General features: G+C 42.1%; 17 protein-coding genes. 13 read left to right on the top strand and 4 right to left on the bottom strand.

The window, feature by feature from the left end; all coding sequences use genetic code 11:
• Nucleotides 1-2 precede the first annotated feature (2 nt).
• A complete protein-coding gene (gene cysI / locus NSQ66_RS19735; RefSeq protein WP_076100127.1) occupies nt 3-1727 on the top strand; it encodes an assimilatory sulfite reductase (NADPH) hemoprotein subunit in 1725 nt (574 codons plus the stop codon).
• Nucleotides 1728-2566: 839 nt separating this feature from the next.
• Here the strand turns inward: cysI and NSQ66_RS19730 are convergent.
• The gene (locus NSQ66_RS19730; RefSeq protein WP_339279360.1) at nt 2567-4186 is read right to left on the bottom strand and encodes a cellulase family glycosylhydrolase; all 1620 of its coding nucleotides are present in this window, start codon (nt 4184-4186) and stop codon (nt 2567-2569) included.
• A 399-nt stretch (nt 4187-4585) separates the two neighbouring features.
• Here NSQ66_RS19730 and map point away from each other — a divergent pair, with 399 nt between their 5' ends.
• Entirely contained in the window at nt 4586-5332 is a 747-nt protein-coding gene (gene map / locus NSQ66_RS19725; RefSeq protein WP_036685786.1) for a type I methionyl aminopeptidase, read from the top strand.
• Between the two features lie 54 nt (nt 5333-5386).
• On the opposite strand, the gene NSQ66_RS19720 is transcribed toward map, so the two are convergent.
• Complete coding sequence (locus NSQ66_RS19720) at nt 5387-5791, bottom strand: CBS domain-containing protein (RefSeq protein ID WP_038572361.1); 405 nt, start codon at nt 5789-5791, stop codon at nt 5387-5389.
• Between the two features lie 218 nt (nt 5792-6009).
• Between NSQ66_RS19720 and NSQ66_RS19715 the strand changes: the two genes are divergently transcribed.
• From NSQ66_RS19715 to NSQ66_RS19690, 6 genes are all read left to right on the top strand, one after another.
• On the top strand, nt 6010-8076 hold the full coding sequence (locus NSQ66_RS19715; RefSeq protein ID WP_339191876.1) for a methyl-accepting chemotaxis protein: 2067 nt from the start codon (nt 6010-6012) through the stop codon (nt 8074-8076).
• 684 nt (nt 8077-8760) lie between these two features.
• On the top strand, nt 8761-8961 hold the full coding sequence (locus tag NSQ66_RS19710) for a cold-shock protein (RefSeq protein ID WP_036685790.1): 201 nt from the start codon (nt 8761-8763) through the stop codon (nt 8959-8961).
• Between the two features lie 64 nt (nt 8962-9025).
• Nucleotides 9026-9253, top strand: a complete 228-nt coding sequence (locus NSQ66_RS19705; RefSeq protein ID WP_038572358.1) for a hypothetical protein — start codon at nt 9026-9028, stop codon at nt 9251-9253.
• A 208-nt stretch (nt 9254-9461) separates the two neighbouring features.
• On the top strand, nt 9462-10271 hold the full coding sequence (locus tag NSQ66_RS19700; RefSeq protein WP_076142307.1) for a GNAT family N-acetyltransferase: 810 nt from the start codon (nt 9462-9464) through the stop codon (nt 10269-10271).
• 8 nt (nt 10272-10279) lie between these two features.
• Entirely contained in the window at nt 10280-11383 is a 1104-nt protein-coding gene (locus NSQ66_RS19695) for an LCP family protein (protein ID WP_051491411.1), read from the top strand.
• A gap of 28 nt (nt 11384-11411) precedes the next feature.
• Nucleotides 11412-11903 (top strand): DinB family protein, encoded by a 492-nt coding sequence (locus tag NSQ66_RS19690; protein WP_063829829.1) that lies wholly within the window; start codon nt 11412-11414, stop codon nt 11901-11903.
• Here the strand turns inward: NSQ66_RS19690 and NSQ66_RS19685 are convergent.
• Nucleotides 11900-12109 carry a hypothetical protein gene (locus tag NSQ66_RS19685; RefSeq protein ID WP_036685800.1) on the bottom strand — a complete coding sequence of 70 codons (210 nt, stop codon included), beginning with the start codon at nt 12107-12109 and terminating at the stop codon, nt 11900-11902. The genes NSQ66_RS19690 and NSQ66_RS19685 overlap by 4 nt on opposite strands.
• Before the next feature lie 279 nt (nt 12110-12388).
• On the opposite strand from NSQ66_RS19685, the gene NSQ66_RS19680 reads away from it, so the two are divergent.
• Complete coding sequence (locus NSQ66_RS19680) at nt 12389-12748, top strand: hypothetical protein (RefSeq protein WP_036685802.1); 360 nt, start codon at nt 12389-12391, stop codon at nt 12746-12748.
• A gap of 40 nt (nt 12749-12788) precedes the next feature.
• Here NSQ66_RS19680 and NSQ66_RS19675 read toward each other — a convergent pair whose 3' ends face one another.
• Nucleotides 12789-14060: a serine hydrolase domain-containing protein gene (locus NSQ66_RS19675; RefSeq protein WP_076142308.1), complete on the bottom strand. Its 1272-nt coding sequence runs from the start codon at nt 14058-14060 to the stop codon at nt 12789-12791.
• Nucleotides 14061-14126: 66 nt separating this feature from the next.
• On the opposite strand from NSQ66_RS19675, the gene NSQ66_RS19670 reads away from it, so the two are divergent.
• From NSQ66_RS19670 to NSQ66_RS19655, 4 genes are all read left to right on the top strand, one after another.
• Nucleotides 14127-14810 carry a response regulator transcription factor gene (locus tag NSQ66_RS19670; RefSeq protein WP_038572354.1) on the top strand — a complete coding sequence of 228 codons (684 nt, stop codon included), beginning with the start codon at nt 14127-14129 and terminating at the stop codon, nt 14808-14810.
• Nucleotides 14811-14812: 2 nt separating this feature from the next.
• Entirely contained in the window at nt 14813-16087 is a 1275-nt protein-coding gene (locus tag NSQ66_RS19665; protein ID WP_076142310.1) for a HAMP domain-containing sensor histidine kinase, read from the top strand.
• A gap of 160 nt (nt 16088-16247) precedes the next feature.
• On the top strand, nt 16248-17021 hold the full coding sequence (locus NSQ66_RS19660) for an ABC transporter ATP-binding protein (RefSeq protein ID WP_036685808.1): 774 nt from the start codon (nt 16248-16250) through the stop codon (nt 17019-17021).
• Between the two features lie 2 nt (nt 17022-17023).
• Entirely contained in the window at nt 17024-19366 is a 2343-nt protein-coding gene (locus NSQ66_RS19655) for an ABC transporter permease (RefSeq protein WP_076142311.1), read from the top strand.
• Nucleotides 19367-19395: the final 29 nt, after the last annotated feature.

Genomic DNA, 19395 nt, shown 5'->3' with positions numbered 1-19395 from the left:
CAATGGCAAACAATGAAAAGGTTAAGCCGATCGGCGGGCCTCCAAGTGATGTTGAACACATTAAGCAAGAGAGTAACTATCTGCGGGGCGCGCTTGTTGAGACATTAAGCAATCCGATTACCGGAGGTTTGCCGGAAGATGATAATCGGCTGCTGAAATTTCACGGAAGTTATATGCAGGACGATCGGGATTTACGCAACGAGCGTGAACGGCAAAAGCTGGAGCCTGCATTTCAGTTCATGCTTCGTGTAGTTGCCCCAGGCGGGGTAGCGACACCAGAGCAGTGGCTAGTGATGGATGATTTGGCACAAAAATACGGTAATGGGACCTTACGTCTGACTACCAGACAGGCGTTTCAAATGCATGGGGTACTCAAATGGAATCTTAAGAAAACCATTCGCAGCATTAATGATACGCTGATGACGACGCTGGCAGCTTGCGGCGATGTTAACCGTAACGTAATGAGTAATCCGAATCCTTACCAGTCAGAGGTGCATGCAGAGGTCTATGAATGGGCGCGCAAAGTGAGTGATCACTTATCCCCACGTACTCCCGCCTACCATGAGATTTGGCTAGACGGTGAAAAGGTAGTAGATAGCTTAGGCGAACGTGCGGAAGTAGAACCAATCTATGGTCCGGTATATTTACCGCGTAAATTCAAGATTGGCTTAGCGGTGCCACCTTCTAATGATGTGGATGTATTCTCGCAAGATCTGGGTTTTATCGCTATTCTGGAAAATGAGAAGCTAGTCGGCTTTAACGTTTCTGTAGGCGGCGGTATGGGGATGACTCATGGCGATACCAGTACTTATCCTCAGTTGGGACGTATTATTGGTTTTTGCCGTCCCGAACAGTTGATTGATGTGGCAGAAAAGACCGTAACGATCCAGCGGGATTATGGCAATCGCTCTGTCCGCAAAAATGCACGGTTCAAATATACGATTGACCGCCACGGTCTGGAATGGTTCGTTGACGAACTGCATGAAAGACTCGGATGGCAGCTTGAAGCGGCACATGATTATCATTTTGATCACAACGGAGACCGTTACGGCTGGGTGAAGGGTACCAATGGAAAATGGAATCTGACACTTTATATCCAAAGCGGACGGATTCATGACCAAGAAGGATACACCTTGATGACTGGCTTGCGGGAGATTGCTAAAATCCATACTGGAGATTTCCGGCTAACGCCGAATCAGAATCTAACGATTGCCAACGTCACTACTGCCAAAAAACGCAAAGTAGCTGAGCTGGCTAAACAGCATGGACTAACAGATGGAGCACATCTTTCTGCATTGCGGCGCAGCTCCATGTCCTGTGTAGCACTGCCAACCTGCGGACTTGCGATGGCTGAAGCGGAACGCTACCTGCCTTCATTGATAGATAAGCTGGAGCTTGTTATAGATAAAGCTGGTTTGCGTGACGAGGAAATTGTGATCCGAATGACCGGCTGCCCTAATGGATGTGCTAGACCGGCGCTGGGTGAAATCTCGTTTATCGGCAAGGCTCCTGGCAGATACAATATGTATTTAGGAGCAGGCTTTACGGGTGATCGCCTGAATAAAATGTATAAAGAAAACATAGATGAGAAGGAGATCCTAGAGACGCTTGAACCTATTCTTCACCGATATGCCAAAGAACGTCAACAAGGCGAGCATTTTGGAGATTTTGTGATCCGTGCAGATTATGTTAAAGCCGTTACCTCTGGACTTAATTTCCATGACTAAATGAAAGTAGATTTAAAAATGTCCCGGGGCCAGTTGATGGCTGCCGGGATTTTTGTGGTTTGGGCGTAGTTAGATGCGCGGGGTGTCGTGTCGTACACAAAATGCTCTAGAGGTAAAGACGGTAGACAAGAGTAAATGAGCAGCAGATAAGCAGCAGATAAGCGCATACGAGTAGTAGATGAGTAGCAGATAAGCAGTAGATGTTCGATAGTAGAGCGGCAGTAGACTAACAAGGTGACGGACTCAGGAGCCCTTATTTCCTGAAATCTTGCCTAATTGCAGAGTATTCGGACCCCAGCGCCGTTATGGGGATGAAAAGAGGCAGGAACAGGCCTTTTTCAGAAGAATAGCGTCTCTCCAGTCCGAAAGTTGCTCAAAACGGCTTAAATCGCACAAATAGCGTCATCTGAGTCCGAAAACCACAACCGAGTGTTCAAAAAGTAAAGAACGGCAGATGAGCAGCAGATGAACGGCAGATGAGCGATAGTAGATTAACGTCAGAGTAATGAAAGAGTCGAATTAGATAGTGTGAAAGAGTGAAATCAGATCAGTAGGAGCAACAGTAGAGTAGTACGCAGAATAGCCAAACAAAAGAGCAGCAATCGACTAGCGGAACAATAGACGAGCAATAGTAAACTAACATCAAAGTAGTAACAGTCCAGCAGCAGACTAATCCAGCAGTAGACTAACAGCAGTAAATCACTGTTGACTGACAAATCTAACAACAGTCATCTTTTGAGCTACTATAAGTAAGCATTATCCTAACATCTGCGCTACAACAGATCTAATTTTAAAAACCAGCAAGTCTCCAATCTTGGGAGGCTCGCTGGTTTATGTTTTTAAGGAGCGATGCCGGAGATCAGTATCTCGTTTTGATACAAGGTTACTTTGTTCCAAGTGCTGAAGGAAACTTTGGTTGGGTCGAACGAATAGTCATTTGCTTCATTGAAGTTAGACCAGTCGCTTTTATGCACTCGTAATTGGATTTCTCCTGACTGTCCACCGGCAGGTATGGAGCCCGCGCTAGCGTTGAAAGTAAGCTCAACATAAGAGTCGGCGTTCGTTCCACTAGTGGACCCAAGGGCAACCGATATATTAGAAGCACCGATCTGCGCCCAATCGATCACACCATTGAGGGAGGCGCTTCCATCTTTAGTAAAGTAATAACGAATTTTCAGTCCATTTAGATTGACTGCCGTTGTTCCGTTGTTATAAATGTTGAAGTAAGGTTTGATTGAGTTATCTGTAGCATTGGTATCTGCTGCACGGTAGTAAAGTGCCAGATTACTGGATGGCGAGCCGGTAGGAGTGGCTGTAGGTGTTACTGTTGCTGTTGGCGTAGCTGTTGGCGTTGGCGTTGGCGTTGGCGTAGCTGTTGGCGTTGGTGTTGGTGTAGGTGTAGGTGTAGGTGTAGGAGTTGTGCCACCATCCGGCACAGGTTGGTAACCAGGCGTTGTATAAATTTTATTAAGCACGGAGGTTGCTAAGGTTCCGTTTGCTCCATTAACGACTGTATTTCCCCAGTTGCTGAGTGTTCCTGCTGGACCGCTGGCTAGATCCAGATATTCGACGCCTCCGCCATTACCATACCAGGACCAGGCGAGCCATCCTACCTTTTTTTCCTTAGTGTAGCTCATAATGGTGGCTTCATCGACATCTCCACCCGTGTGCTTGTCACCGAATTCGCCGATAATCACGGGGGCTCCAATGGCCAAGGCACTATCGATATTGCTCTTAACGGTAGCAGCATTACCTCCGGCATATTCGTACATATGAATCGAGAAAATAGTATTTTTTAAGGTATCTGAATTAAATACAGCCTGACCACTAGTGAAAATGGATTGTGGGTATTGACCCCATCCCGCTGCATCTACAACTAAAGTGTTCTTAATGCCCGCATTTCTTAACGCAGGAATTGCCGCTTGGTAACCACTGGCCCATGTTGCAGTGTTCCAAGAACCGTACCATTCATTAGCAATATTCACAATGACACGATCTTCTTTACCAATCAAAGCATCCTTGATGCTGATCCAATAGTTGACTGCAGCGTTAAGATCAGATGTGTTGTCTGAGCCAGTAGCATCATGCACTTCCAGCATGGCAATCAATTTATACTGATCACAAAGCTTAAGAATATTTTGGACATCCGCCAAGGTATCGAGAGACCACTTGCTGCCATTAGAAAGTACAATTCTGACGGTATTGGAGCCAGTGGCTGCAATGGCCGGTATTGCAGTAGCCAGATCGTTTTTGTACCAAGTGTGTGCATGATTAACCCCACGCATTACAAAAGGACTGCCGGTGGCATCATACAAAGTGGTACCGCTTACATAAAAGCCCTTAACAGAAATGTTTGCTGCCGCTGCCTGCTGTTGAGGTAAAGAAATAGAAAGAGTAAGGATACTGATTAATACTAACAAACTGATTTTCCGGAACGAAAAATGCTTACTGAATTTCATCAACATTTCCTCCTTAATCAAATAGGGTTGCTTCTTAGATTATGCGTATCCTTCAGGTGGTTGCAGTAAATGCACTCAATTACAGGCATGTATCACCTCCTCAGTTATTTTGAATATAACATATAAAGGAATTTTTAGGAATAATAAATAATTTAACGATAACAATAACTTTATGTTTTATTAGAAAATAAGACGAAGTGCTGATCAGGCACTCGTCTTTCATCTAACATTATCATAAAAAAATGATGTTATTTTTAGATTCAGGAAGGAAAATATAATTTTTTTTGACTAATGATTTGGATTTCTCGCGATTTTCTTTCATAATATAAAGGGTAAACTAAATACAAAAGAAGAACCGTTGCCCGAGAGCGATGAGTTCTGTACAGAAGAGGCGATATTATGATTATCATGAAAACGATGGAAGAGATCGAAAAAATGCGTGCGGCGGGAAAAATTCTCGCTGAATGTCATCGTCAAATTGCGCAAATTTTGCAGCCTGGTATTACGACCTGGGAAATTGATGAATTTGCAGAAAAATTTATATTGTCTCAAGGAGCTACTCCTGAGCAAAAAGGATATAATGGGTACCCGTACGCAACCTGTGCATCTGTAAATGATGTAATATGCCACGGATTCCCGAAAAAAGAGCCGCTAAAAGACGGGGATATCGTAACCATTGACATGGTTGTTAACTTAAACGGCTGGTTGGCAGATTCGGCCTGGTCTTACGGCATTGGCAATATTAGTGAACAGGCGACCAAACTTCTAGACACTACTAAGGAATCGTTATTCCGTGGAATCGAGCAGGCGGTTGCAGGCAACCGTATCGGGGATGTTGCGCATGCCATCCAAGTTTATGCAGAGTCTAACGGATTTTCTGTAGTACGTGATTTTATTGGCCACGGGATCGGTTCAGAAATGCATGAAGCTCCGGAAGTGCCTCACTATGGTCCAGCAGGGAGAGGGCCTCGTCTTAAAGAGGGGATGGTATTTACCATTGAGCCCATGCTGAACACAGGCAGTTACAGAACAAAAATTGATGCGGATGGTTGGACTGCGCGTACCATTGACGGCGGATTGTCAGCACAATATGAGCATACTTTAGCGATTACCCCACAAGGAACGATTATCCTGACTGAACTGTAATTTTGATGAAAAATAAAATGACCAGTCTCCGTAATGGAGATTGGTCATTTTTTATTAATCTGTAATGTTGCGAGTGTAATATTCAATGATATCTTTTCTCCTAATAATTCCAACAAATACACCCTCATTATCAATCACAGGAACGAAATTCTGATCCGCAGCAAGCGTCAGCATATCCTCCATTTCTGCATTAATGAGAACACTTTCGTTATGAACATGCTTTTGGATGTCGCTTACTGGAACTTCCCCTATATTGTCAAAGGTTAAATCTGCTGTGTTTTTCAGCTTCCACAATAGATCACCCTCCGAAAGTGTTCCTACATATTTTCCTTCATTATCAATAATAGGGATAGCCGTGTAATGGTGCTGTTCTAATTGTTCTAAGGCTTCCAGCATGGATAGTGAGTTAGTGATATAGGCAACTTGATCTTTTGGCAACAAAAAAGAGGATATTTCCATCGGCATGAACTCCTTTGTATTATGTTTTTTTGATTAGGCTACTTTTATTTAAACATACTTTTGGAATGGATAGAATTTTAAATTTTCATCCCTTAAATTATAGGGAATAAGTCCTATTGAATAGAGGTCGTATTTTGTCGATTAAAGATATATTATCCTAGAGTGGAGTTGTTCAGATGGCATTGTATCGAAGGCTTTCTTTAACGTTTAAGTTTGTTATGGTGGTAAGTTTAGTAATTATTGTGATCTTTTTCTTTAGTTTAGTCGCAAACCTGGCTAATCTGCGTAGTGTGAGCATATCCAACGGTGAACTTCAGGCAGAGATCGCAGGGAAAAGTTATGCGGAGACCATTCAGAATAGAATGATAGACATTCAGTCGACGGGTGAAGCGCTCGCTGAGGTACTGATTGAATCAAGAGAACGTCAAACCTTGGACCGTGAAGATGTTGTTTCTACAATGAAAACTATGCTGGAGCACAGACCAGAAATTTTTGGGATGAGCATATTATGGGAACCCAATGCTTTTGATCAGAACGATCAGGCTAATATAAATAAGATGCCATATGATGACGGTACGGGGCGTTTTATTCCTTATGTCTTTAGAAATCAAGGTGCAATTAAGGTTGAACCCTTAAAAAATTACGATGTAGAAGGTGCGGGTGATTATTACCTTTTACCTAAAAAAGAGAAAAAACCGGTCTATATTGAACCCTATTCCTATGAGACGACTGGTGGAGCAATAGAGATGATTTCGGTCATGCTGCCGATTTTGGATAAAACGGGTGCATTTCTTGGGACTGTAGGGTTCGATGTTTCGTTAACCCAATTGCAGGAAGAAGCTGTTAACTATAAACCTCTGGGAGGTTATGTTTCTTTAATCACTGGTAATGGCAAATATGCAGCCAATCCAAATGATCCTCAAAGTGTACTCAAAGAGTTCGGTGATACAGAAGATAAAACATTACTGTGGAAGCGTGTGAAGAATGGGGAGGCCACACTGGGATACACGATAAATTCCAAGGGAGAAGACGTGCTGCGGACTTTTGTTCCGATACCAATGCCTGGAAGTGACCAGGTCTGGTACACACAGACAGCGATTTCTAAGGATGTTATCATGGCTGATTATGAACAAGCCAAAACAGAATTTTTTATCATTATGATTATTGGTATTTTGATTTTAGCTGTTATTGTTGGTCTTCAGCTATGGTTGATGGTAGTTAAACCGCTTCGCTTGTTATCTGATAAATTGCAGCTGATGTCTCAGGGTGATTTGACTCAAACCCTGCAGGTTCGAAATGATGATGAATTCGGCAAGATGGCTACACATTTTAATCATATGACCCATAAGCTTCGAGAAATGTTTGGACTTGTTGCTGATTTATCAATGTCTGTGGGAGCTACCTCTGAAGAGCTGACAGCTAACGCTGAGCAGACTGGGAAAGCTGCTGAACAAATTGCTGTGGCAATTGGACGAGTAGCCGAAGGAGCGCAGCTGCAGAGTGATTATGCGGGTGATTCTTCAATGGCGATGAGCGAGCTGAATGTTGGAGTGCAACGGATCGCTGACTCTTCGTCATCGGTGTCTGCGTCTGCAGATGAGGTTACCGATCAGACGAAAAAGGGCAGTGCGCAGCTTCAAATGGCAGTGAACCAAATGTCAGAGTTAAAGCTGTCTGTGGATGAGACGAGTCTGGCAATCGAACGTTTAGGCGAACGATCTGCTCAGATCAGCGGGATTATAGGCCTGATTTCGAACATAAGTAAACAGACCAATCTGTTGGCACTAAATGCGGCTATTGAGGCGTCCAGAGTGGGTGAACATGGCCGAGGTTTTGCTGTAGTGGCCTCAGAAATTCGTATGCTGGCAGATCAGACTAAAAAAGCTGCCGAACAAGTTACTGCTTTGGTTGAAGATGTGGTGCAAGATACTAATCAAGCTTCACAAGCAATGGCTGTCGGCAATGAAAAAGTAATTCTTGGTGTGCAAAGTGTATCTGATAGTGATCTTTTATTTACTTCGATTCTGACAGAGATGACGCAGGTGACTGATCAAATCCAAGAGGTGTCCGCAGCTGCACAGCAGATGACCGCGGGTACGGAGCAAATTTCAGTTACAGTTAAACAATTAGCCGATCTTGCTTCGGAAGCTTCATCTGACTCCCAAAGTGTGGCAGCAGCCTCAGAGGAGCAGCTTGCTTCTATGGAAGAGATCTCAGCTTCGTCGGAGTCACTTAGCTCAATGGTGCAAGATCTGTTGGATAAATTGTCCTATTTTAAAATTTAAATTCCCTTTTCAAATTTTAGAAAAAGGGCTATCCCCTAAGCTATGAAAATGACTGCTGTGTCGAAAGCACATGCTTAGTCACTGGAAAATACGCTTAGTAACCTGCTAAGGGACACAGTGGTCCTTAAACGTAGGATTATCCGATATTTGGAATGTTATCGGACTCCAGTGCAGCTATTGGCCCAAAAAATGCTTAATATGAGCCTCTTTCCAAGGAATAACGTCGCTGGTGTCCGAATTCTAGCTGTAAAGGATAAAAACATGTAAATAACGTCAACTGAGTCCGAAAGCCCCGAAGGATAATGAAAGTGTAGTTGAAGCAGACCGCGAATGACCAAAAAACGCCGAACAGCGATTCTTCGAGAACAGAAGAATCGCTGTTTTGTTGATTTTAAGATTTTGAAAGTGAGGAGGTCAGTCTCCACTCGTAGAATCACTTATGACACAGCTCCTTCTTTCTTCCCATTTTGTTCATAATGCAGAAGAGTATCTATTTGGTGTTAGCTGTGCTATAATCAATCTATCGAAAGTATTTACCTGGCGAATTCACATAGCGTAGAGGGTTATTCTTTAGACGTTAATAACCTTGTACCATATGTGAATTTTTATTTTTTTAGAGATTTTGTAAGAGATTTTTTGAGGATAAGAATAACATGTAAATAAAAATAAGGTGGTAATTATATTATGCAAACAGGAACAGTGAAATGGTTTAACGCAGACAAAGGTTTTGGTTTTATCGAGGTTGAAGGTGGAGAAGATGTATTCGTACATTTCAGCGCAATTACTGGTGACGGATTCAAGTCCCTGGATGAAGGACAACGTGTAGAATTTAACGTAGTTCAAGGCAATCGTGGTCAACAAGCTGAGAATGTTGTAAAACTGTAAGTAGTAAAATGAATCCCCAAACGTATCGTTTGGGGATTTTTTTATAGAAAGGTGGCGGATGTAAATGCAGGTGTTTGAAGACTGGAATTTAAAAGTTAAGAAAACCTTTAACGCTACAAGTAACAAGGAAGTATTGACGGTATCTGAAGCGGGAAGCTTGCTTGGGCTGTCTAAAGATCAAATGAAAAGTTATGTAGATCAGCATAAGTTGACTAAAGTTCCGATCATGAGAAGTGTCGTCAGATATCTTTTACTGAAGAGCGAGATCGATATGATTGTGAAAAAAACCTAAGATCATCATTAATAAATAGGGTAGACCAATCCTTGATAGGATATGGTCTTTTTTTGTCTCACAAATTTCTTATAAATAGAAACTTATCGACCCGAAGATCGTCTATAATAATGGGATATTTTAGGTAACGGTGTCATCCAGTAAAAAAATATTCTCACAAGCTGGTGGTTATCTATCAAAACATTACGTGATATCTAAGGAGAAAATTATGAAACGACTAGAGTGTAAAGATTATTACAAAGCAATTGAGCCTTTAGAAAATGTGAAAATAAATATGATGTTTGCTGAGTCAGTGGTGAAGCAAGTCATTGCTGGCAGCGTATATGTTGACGATATCGTTAACCCGCGTGCTTTTTACATTGCACACCCTTGTGGAATGTCTTTATTAATTGGAGAGTCGGATAATGAAGAGTTTAAGCGCGACCTTTTTGATTACATAACCAATAAAAATATGATTCGGCATCATCAAGAGTTGCTGCAGGCTGATCCAGCGGGAGGTTGGCCGGAAGTTATCGCTCATTGGAGTGAACAGGAAATGCTCCATAGAAATACAAGGGTCAACTTCAGCTTTAACCGCGAGAGATATCTGAACCAGAAAGCTTCTTATCTTAACCAAGACCTTGAAGTGGTGCGAATGAACAAAGAACGGTTTATGGCGGCAACAGGAGGTGTCAATCCTAAGGATTTTTGGAGGAATGAAGAGCAATTTCTTGCTGAGGGGCTGGGCTTCAATATTCTTGATGCTGGGGAAATTGCCTCTACGGCATTTTCGGGTTTTGTTAATGAGCATCAACTGGAAATTGGCATAGAAACCTCAGAAGCACATCGGGGGAAGGGCTATGCCTACGCTGTCTGTTCAGCCTTAATCGAATACTGTCTAGAACATCAGCTTGAGCCGGTGTGGGCGTGTCGTCTGGATAACGAAGGTTCTTTCAACTTAGCGCATAGATTAGGCTTTGAGACAACCTACATGATTCCCTATTATCGGCTGGTAGAATCCGTCATCAGGAAGGGTTAAGGATCCGAATGAAAAATAAACAGATTACCCATTCAGCTTCTTCTTTTTCTTTAAGTAGAATTGAGAAAAAGAAGGTGAAGAAGAAAACTAAGACCAGCAGGAAAAAAAAGATCTGGCTATTTATGCTTGCTATCGTACTTATTGCTGGGCTAGGATCTTATGTTTTTCGTAAAGAACTGCTGATTTTCGGATTTAATAATGTTGTGGCTCCAACTATTGAACACACGCTTGATGGGTCATACGTTCCTTTAAAAAATAATGAAAATGCTGAAGCTCCTGGATTCCAACCCACGACGGATAATAAGGATCGTCCATTTTCTATCCTCCTATTGGGTACTGATCAGCGGGGAAAAGAGAACGGGCTTTCTGATTCGATTATATATACTGTGATTCGGCCAGTTGATCATAAAGTATTGTTCGTGTCGATCCCTCGTGATTCCTATGCAGAAATTATCGGAGCGGAAAATGTTAAAGGAGCTAGGAAAGAAACCAAGATTAATGCAGCACATTCCTATGGCGGTCCTCAGATGAGTGTAGACACCGTTAAAAATTTATTAAACGCGCCTATCGAATATTACGCTACTATTAATTTCAACGGTCTTGTGGGCGTTACAGATGCTCTAGGGGGTGTTGAACTTCCGATTACTAAGGTGATTGAGAACAAGAGCCCGGATCATGAGAAATTAAGAATTGAACCGAACAAACCGATTTATTCTGGCGCTGAAGCATTAATGTATGTAAGATACCGTGAGGATTCTGATTTTAAACGAACGGAGCGGCAGCGGATCTTTTTGAAATCTGCGCTTGAACGGATGAAGAGAGTAGATAATATCCTTAATATACAGAAAATCATCGAAATAGCAGGCAGTAATTTCCAAACCAATATGAAGTCAGACTTTATTCTTGATTTGGCGAAAAGAGTAATTCTCGAGGGGGGTACTCCTGAGATCACAAGCCATATGTTGCAGGGTGAAGGCAGACGGAAGGATCAATGGTATTATATGCTTGACGAAAATGATGTGAAGCGTACCCATGAGTTGATTGAGATTTGGCTGAATCCTGACTCTACCGATATGGATCTGGCCGCAGCTTCTGCGGATGACGCAGCATAGATGTTGTGACTGAATTATTTTATTTTTCATGTGGAGGTTGATCTCTCTGGCTGCAAAAACAAATGAGCAAATGTTACTCGAATTTAAGTCCCTCATCCCGTTCGTAGAATCTTTAGGGGAAGTATCAGACAAACATTGGAATCAGCCTATTGCAGCTGGTAAATGGACTGTAAAGGATATCATCTGTCATCTCATGTTATGGGATAAATATTTTTATGAAGGTGCGATTAAGAAAATAATTCTCCGGGAACCGATCACAACTAAGCATTTGGATTTTAACGAGTTTAATGCTAACGCTGTAGAATATGCTAAATTATTATCTGAACAAACATTAATTGAACAATTTGTACGTTATAGAACTAAAATCATAGATGCAGCTGCAGGGTTAACGGAAGATGAATTCAATCAGGAATATAAGGACGGAGATCGCAAAAAATTCAGCGTTCGCAAGTATTTGAGAAGTTTTATCCCACATGATAAGCATCATAAAAAACAGATTGAGCAGTTCTTGAAACCTTAAACCTTGGCGCGATTTTGAACTAACTTCATGGATTGGCGTATGAGGATAGGACCAAACATGCTTCCGGCAGAGGCGGCAATTAAAGAATGGAAGGGGAATTTTATAGCAAAATAAAAGACCCATCCAGCAACAATATCAATAAGGATGAACTTCTTGATCTCGGATAATGGAATGGTCACGAAGACAATGGATTGTTTGTTTCTCACAGCAATGACCTCCTAATTTTAAGAAAACATCTTATAAATCCACTGTTCATTCTATTTTGGAACTAAGATGTCCCATTCCGTCTAAATCTACAATCGAATCGTAAAAAAAGGAAGTATGCCTTGCGGATCTTTTTCGCAAAGTGTACTTCCTTTTTTGTATGTGAGGATATTATCTGACTAATATTTGGCAGGGTATGGAAAGTCACAGAAGATATATTCAATCACTAGTACAATGTAAGCGTTGTCTTTTGTGAAAATATATCCTAAAGGAGCTAAGCTATGAGAGTGAAGAGACTATCTTTTAACCAGCTTGTGTTTATCTGTTTAGGTTTTCAATACTTGTTAATGCGTTTGTTCTCTGCCGGCGAGGCGATCGTTATCACATCGATAGAGCTAGTAATATATATTGTTTATACTGTCGCCACCCTTGCCGGATTGTTTCTCCGGAGCAGACGAATTGATAGTGAAGCTGTATCTGGGTTGTCGTCGTTATTTTTCAGCGTGTTATGGACGGTATCTTTGTTCTCACAGTTTCGGAAAGAAAGTTATCCAAATGCTTTAACAATCATTAATTCGCTGGGGGTGTCTTCAGCGGTAATCGTGATGCTCACACAATTTATTATTTTGGCCAAGGCTTAGGCTTTAGCTGAAAAAAAAGGCGGGTGCCCCAGCAGCCATTTCATGGCTTATGCGGCACTCGTTTGTTTTTTTTCATCCCCAGAAATGAAAGCTCACCCTGTTCATTCCGTTTAAATTCAAATTCACTGTCATGCTTGGTATGATGGAATCTTGTTTCTGAGATAGGATAGAACGGTGTAACCTCTTCATCATTCCAGACAAAATAATAGTCCTGGCCCCTACGCTCTACGCTCGCTTTGCAGCCAAATCCCTCATAGGTCCCCATATATTCAGCATACATGCTATCATCAAGTGGGAAGGCTTGCGGGAATATCGGCATCTCGACAGGCTCACCGAATACTAATCCAGATAGAGATTCCGTTAACTTGGTAATGGGGACACAATCATAATTGGTCAACATGATGACGGTCGTCTGCTCTTCTGGATATCTGTGCATTTCACTTCGGAAGCCACGATAAGCGCCGCCGTGATACATTCTTTTGCGATCATAACGTTCGTCCAAAAACCAACCAAAACGATATTTGAGATTACTTGAATGAAAAGCCATCTCCAAAGTATCGTGGGATACTAATTGATCGGAGTATAACGCTTGATCCCACAGGAAAAGATCAGCAGCCGTCGAATACATAGCACCCGCTGATAGGATAGAGCTCATATTTATGTATTCACCCTGAGTATACTCACCCCATGAGGAATGATAAGGTGAGGCTAATTTTGAAATGATTTGCTGATTGTTATAAACTCCTGTATTTACCATGCCAAGAGGCTGTAATATAAAAGTAGTGATATAATCTTCAAATGTCATGCCTGTAATCTTCTCAATAATCATTCCTAATAAATAATAACCTGAATTATTATAGGAAAACGATGTGCCAGGCATAAATGCAGGCGGTTGACTCACAAATAGCTGTAACATCTCCAGTGGAGTCAGCTTCAGCTTATTTAATTTTTGATTATATTCGGGTAGAGAAGTGTAGTTGGCTATACCCGAGGTATGTCCCAGCAGATGAAGGACGGTAATCCCCTCGAATGCATGCTGTTCAGGAAGATACTTAAGGATCGGATCTTCCAGTCGCAGACGTTTTTGTTCTTTTAGCATCAGAATTGCCATGCCAGTGAATGACTTGGTTAATGACCAGATCCGGAATTTGGTATCTATAGTGTTCGGAACCTGATGTTCAAGATTCGCATATCCGTATGCTTTTTGTAGCTTGATTTCTCCATGCTGAGCTATTAAGACTGTGCCGCTCAGTGGCCAGCTTTGTTCGTATTTTTCTAAATATTGCTCCAGACGCTGGGATTGTTTATCCACAGGTAACCCCTCCTTAAAGGCATATTCTAACATAATACTAAATTCTGTTGAAGCGGAGAGAAATCCATGAGATATGATTGTTTAATTATTGATGATGAAACTGAACTTGCGGAGAGCACCTGCGAATATTTTAATTTGTTTGATGTTCAAACCGCGTTTGTTACAAGCGCTGCTGCCTGCCGGAGCTTTTTGCGTGAGCATCAAGTCTCAATGTTACTGCTTGATATTAATTTAGGCGGTGAATCCGGCTTCCAGTTATGCAAAGAGCTGCGTCAGACGATGGGGATTCCTATCTTGTTTATTAGTGCCCGCTCCAGTGAAGATGATGTATTGATTGCTCTTGATATCGGAGGAGATGACTATATTCATAAGCCGTATACCCTGAGAGTGCTGCTCGCAAAAGTGAAGGCAGTGCTTAAACGCCACAATAACGAAGTTATAGCTGAGGCAGCGGTCCTTCAAGCCGGCTCTATCCAGATAGACCCTGAACTTAGGAGGGCAAGCCTTAATGGCGTAGCTCTCAAGCTGAAAACGATGGAATATAAACTGCTCAGCTATTTGATTCAGCATAAAAATAGGGTAATTCCCAAAGAGGAGTTATTTACAGAGGTATGGGGAGATGTTTTTGCGGGGGATGGCACCTTAAATGTACATATTCGCCATCTACGCGAGAAGATTGAGCAGAATCCTAATGATCCTCAGTACATCCGTACAGTATGGGGCATCGGTTATGCTTTTGAGGACAAATAGTTATGACTAAAAAACTGCTGTTGGCTCTTCTACTTACTATATTTGCCGCAAGTTTAACGCTCACATTCCTAATTCTTAATTTGCAGGAGGAGACAGGAACAGATAGAGTGGCTATCAATACCATTGTGAAGCTCACGGAACAGAACTGGGACAGGCTTGATCCGAAGCTGTACAAGGAAGGTCCTTATGAATTTGCCATTATCGATACCGCGGGAGTACTTAAATATCAGACGGGAAATGCGATTTCCGTTACCGTTAACGAAGCCATCAACAATCGGGATACTCTAGTGGACGTTTTTGTTCAGGATAAGATGGTGGGTAAGGTGATTATTAATAATGATTACCGTGCGATTTTTATACATATGAAAAAACAATTTATACAAGTTTCTATTGTGATGCTGCTACTGCTTACGGTTTTAGGCATTCTCTATATTTGGTTCCTGAATCGATCGGTTCTCCGTCCATTTCGCAAAATGCAGCTATTCGCGAAGCATATCGCGAGAGGTGATCTGGAAGTTCCGCTGGAGATGGATCGTAATCATCTGTTTGGTGCTTTTACCGAAAGCTTTGATATGATGCGGGAAGAGCTTGCAGCGGCTAGACACAGCGAATATTTGGCGAATAAAAGTAAAAAGGAACTGGTTGCTAGTCTCAGTCATGATATTAAAACACCAGTTGCTTCGTTAAAGGCGATTACGGAACTGATGTTATTAAGCGCAAGGGATGAGAAGACCAGCAGACAGCTTAACACTTTGTATTCCAAAGCGGATCAGATTGATCGTCTGGTGACCGATATGTTCCATTCGACCTTAGAGGAACTAAATGAACTTAAAGTCAGTTTAACGGAGGAGCAAAGCCACCTGCTGATCCAAATTATAAATAATGTAAATTTCTATGAACGGATTTCAGCAGCAGCAGTGCCTGACTGTATCATTACGGTGGACTCCTTGCGGCTGCAGCAGGTGATTGATAATGTTGTGAATAATTCCTACAAATATGCCTACATAGACACACCTATTGATATTAGGTTCGAGATTACGGATCATTATCTGGAGGTAGATATTCTGGATTATGGCCCCGGGGTTCCGGAGGAGGAGCTGCCTTTAGTATTTAATAAATTTTTTCGGGGCAGTCTGGCCGTGAGCCAGAATGGTGCGGGTCTAGGCCTGTACATTTCCCGTTATATGATGCAAAAAATGCAAGGCGACATTGTGTGCTCCAATCGGGAGGATGGATTTACAGTCAAACTGCTAATTCCTTTAGCAGGACAGAATTAAGAATTAGCTAAGGATTGCACAAAGACATGTTAAGAACATTTAACGTACGATAAGGTTGCAATTACGAATGAGCTTGTGATTGCAGCCATTATATTTCGCGTAGAGCAATGATTTTCTTTTAGCGCAATTAATGAGCATGAATGTAAATGGAGTGTTCAACATGAGCGAAGTGAATAATAAAGTGCTGATGCAGACTAATAAGCTTGGAAAAACCTTCTCCCATGGAGGAACTCAGCAGCATGTTTTGAAAAATCTGGATCTGACCTTATATCATGGTGATTTCACGATTATCATGGGCAGCTCTGGTTCTGGTAAATCAACACTGCTGTATGCCATTTCGGGTATGGATAAGCCAACGCTTGGAGAGGTTCTATTTGAAGGTCAGGATATCACAGCCATGAGTAATGATCAGCTTGCGATATTCCGGCGGAAGAATTGTGGGTTCGTGTTTCAGCAGATTCATCTGCTGGATACGATGAGTGTCCTCGACAATGTATTATCTAGTGCTTTTCTTGTACAAAAGGATAGAGCAGGGGCTGTGAAAAAAGCCAAAAAGCTACTCTCAGATGTAGGTCTGGATGACTCTGTCTGGGGCAAGTTTCCGGCGCAAATCTCAGGTGGCGAAGCTCAGCGGGCGGGTATTATCCGGGCATTGATCAACAGTCCAAAAGCGGTTTTCGCTGATGAGCCGACAGGTGCGTTAAACAGTTCAGCAGGAATAGGTGTATTGCGCGTCCTCACTGAGGTGAATAGGCAAGGGCAAAGCATAATTATGGTTACACATGATCTTAAAACCGCGTTGCGTGGTAATCGGATATTGTATCTGCGGGACGGAGTCATCGTTGGTGATTTGCGTCTTACCCCTTATAGCGAAGATAACGGACCTGAACGGCAGCAGCAAGTACAGTCCTTTCTAACCGAATTGGGGTGGTAGGGATGAGCAGCCTAATAGGAAAACTAGCTTGGTCAAATATTCGTAAAAGAAAAAGCGCCACGCTTACACTCTTCATTTTGATCATGATAGCTGTGCTGCTGCTGAACATTGGCCTTACGGTCAGTTTAAAGCTAAATTCTTTTCAGCAAGAAAAAATGACTGAATTAAGGACTCCAGAAATAAGTGCATTTTTCCCAAAAGATGATCATCTAGAAGAGTATGAGGAGCTTGTGGATAGTTATTCATATACAGAAACCTGGGAGAATGAAGCAGCAATTCTGTTAGCAGACGCTAAAATGAAGTACGGACAAACGGACACTACGGTAGCTTTTATAATTCTTAACATGGATACACCGCGGACCAAGGGACTATTCAAGACAACGACTCCGCTAGGATCTAAGGATGCGGATATGATCTATTTGCCTTATTTGTTCCATGTTGGATCGGGGTATAACCTTGGCGATACCTTTTCTTTTGTATACGATAATAAGCCATTCTCTTATACCATAGGTGGCTTTATTGAGGAGCCGTTGCTAGGGACGTTAACTAATGGAGCTTTAAAAGTATTTTTGAATGATGAAGGTTATAAGCAGTTGGAGAAACGTCTTGAAACAGAAGCTCAGTACAGCTTTCTATCAGCAGATTTAACCGATCCTTCAAAGGATGTAAAGCTGGAACAAATGCTAAGTGAGCGGATTTTTGCCTCAGGAAATACGGATCAATTTCAAGTCATGCGGGCAGAGGTTGGTCTCCAAGGGAACCGTGTTTTTGTTAATCTTTTAGCGGCCATTCTGATCGTATTTGCCCTGATTATGGTTCTAATCTCGCTTATTGTCATCAGGTTTCAAATATTGGGACATATTGAAGACAATTTGACGAATATCGGTATTTTAAAAGCCAACGGTTATACTTCATGGCAGATTAAAAACGCGCTTCTGCTACAGTTCACCTCAGTGTCAATCATCGCAGCTATACCGGGAGGTGGGTTATCTGGGCTGGTTATGCCGTTGGTAGGGAATATGATTTCGTCTTCAATCGGACTTCTGTGGCCAATATCCTTTGAAGGGGTCAGTGCAGTACTTAGTTTGGTTATTGTCTCTGGACTAGTGCTACTTGTTACCTATCTGTCGAGCCGGCGAATTCGGAACATTACTCCAATTACAGCTCTGCAGAGCGGAATCCTCACTCACAATTTTAAGAGGAACCCAATTCCACTCGAAACATCCCGAATGAATCTGCAATTCAGCTTAAGCCTTAAAGCTTTAGTAAGGCAAATGAAGCAGAATATGATGATCGTATTGATCGTTGCCGGATTAACCTTTTCTAGTATTTTTTGCTCTATATTGAATTTCAACTTTAAGGGAGACACCTCAGCAGTTATAAAACTGGTAGGTATAGAACGCAGCGACTTTTTGTTGTTGCCGAAAAACGGTGACCTACAGCAGGGGAAGTTTACAGAATTAGAAGCCATGCCAGGGGTTGAAAAGTTGAATGTATTGGATAGCATGGTCGCTTCGATTAAAAATACCAGCTTTATGCTCCGGGTATCTGACGATTATAGCAAGCTGGAGACACAAACCATATACAAAGGGCGAGAGCCTATTTATGATAATGAAATTGTGATTTCCGGTGTTATTGCAAAGTTGAAAAATACAGAAATAGGGGACGAGGTACCTATCACTTTTAATGGTGTGACGGAGAATTATTTGGTCACTGGCTTAAGCCAGCAGATTAGCCAACTTGGAATGGTGGCGAGTATGACCGGTGATGGAATGAGAAGACTTCAACCGGAGTACACCCCTCTGTCCATCAATGTGTATCTGAAAGAGGGGGGAGATGCGCAAGCTTTTGTGAAGGATCTGGAAGCACGTTTCCCCGGAAAATGGAACATTACTAACATTCGAGAAACGGTTGATAGTACGCTCAGTACATTCACTGCCGCAGTATCTTCTATGACAGCAGTCATCACTGTGGTGACGATTATAGTAGTCAGTCTGATTTTATATTTAGTGATTAAGACTTTGATTCTGAAGCGGAAGCGTGAGTTCGGCATTCTTAAAGGAATGGGTTATACCACTTTTAATCTGATGACGCAGATTACCTTTAGTCTGTTTCCGGTGATTTCGGTGGGAGTAGCTTTGGGGAGTATAGGCGGTTATTTTTTCTCGGACTCTGCGTTTGTACTATTGCTCTCGAGTTTAGGGATTTATAACGTCCAACTGGCGGTTAGTTTGCCACAAGTATTGCTATTGTGTGCAGCCATTCTAGTAGTCGCTTATGCGGTGTCTATGCTTGTTGCCCGGCGAATTCGGAAGGTTAGTGTGTACGATTTGATTATGGACTAAGCAAAAGACAAAAAACAACGAGCAGGAGG

It is taken from the genome of Paenibacillus sp. FSL H3-0329 (genome assembly GCF_037963285.1).
GTDB lineage: Bacteria > Bacillota > Bacilli > Paenibacillales > Paenibacillaceae > Paenibacillus_AQ > Paenibacillus_AQ odorifer.
This window is presented reverse-complemented; position numbering and strand designations above follow the sequence as displayed.

Bases quoted from the DNA above. Each gene is read 5' to 3' on its own strand.
- NSQ66_RS19695 (WP_051491411.1), top strand. From the start codon at position 10,280: ATGAAAAATAAACAGATTACCCATTCAGCTTCTTCTTTTTCTTTAAGT.
- map (WP_036685786.1), top strand. From the start codon at position 4,586: ATGATTATCATGAAAACGATGGAAGAGATCGAAAAAATGCGTGCGGCG.
- NSQ66_RS19690 (WP_063829829.1), top strand. From the start codon at position 11,412: ATGTGGAGGTTGATCTCTCTGGCTGCAAAAACAAATGAGCAAATGTTA.
- NSQ66_RS19670 (WP_038572354.1), top strand. From the start codon at position 14,127: ATGAGATATGATTGTTTAATTATTGATGATGAAACTGAACTTGCGGAG.
- NSQ66_RS19720 (WP_038572361.1), bottom strand. From the start codon at position 5,791: ATGGAAATATCCTCTTTTTTGTTGCCAAAAGATCAAGTTGCCTATATC.
- NSQ66_RS19655 (WP_076142311.1), top strand. From the start codon at position 17,024: ATGAGCAGCCTAATAGGAAAACTAGCTTGGTCAAATATTCGTAAAAGA.
- NSQ66_RS19710 (WP_036685790.1), top strand. From the start codon at position 8,761: ATGCAAACAGGAACAGTGAAATGGTTTAACGCAGACAAAGGTTTTGGT.
- NSQ66_RS19700 (WP_076142307.1), top strand. From the start codon at position 9,462: ATGAAACGACTAGAGTGTAAAGATTATTACAAAGCAATTGAGCCTTTA.
- cysI (WP_076100127.1), top strand. From the start codon at position 3: ATGGCAAACAATGAAAAGGTTAAGCCGATCGGCGGGCCTCCAAGTGAT.
- NSQ66_RS19730 (WP_339279360.1), bottom strand. From the start codon at position 4,186: ATGAAATTCAGTAAGCATTTTTCGTTCCGGAAAATCAGTTTGTTAGTA.
- NSQ66_RS19680 (WP_036685802.1), top strand. From the start codon at position 12,389: ATGAGAGTGAAGAGACTATCTTTTAACCAGCTTGTGTTTATCTGTTTA.
- NSQ66_RS19665 (WP_076142310.1), top strand. From the start codon at position 14,813: ATGACTAAAAAACTGCTGTTGGCTCTTCTACTTACTATATTTGCCGCA.
- NSQ66_RS19715 (WP_339191876.1), top strand. From the start codon at position 6,010: ATGGTGGTAAGTTTAGTAATTATTGTGATCTTTTTCTTTAGTTTAGTC.
- NSQ66_RS19705 (WP_038572358.1), top strand. From the start codon at position 9,026: ATGCAGGTGTTTGAAGACTGGAATTTAAAAGTTAAGAAAACCTTTAAC.
- NSQ66_RS19660 (WP_036685808.1), top strand. From the start codon at position 16,248: ATGAGCGAAGTGAATAATAAAGTGCTGATGCAGACTAATAAGCTTGGA.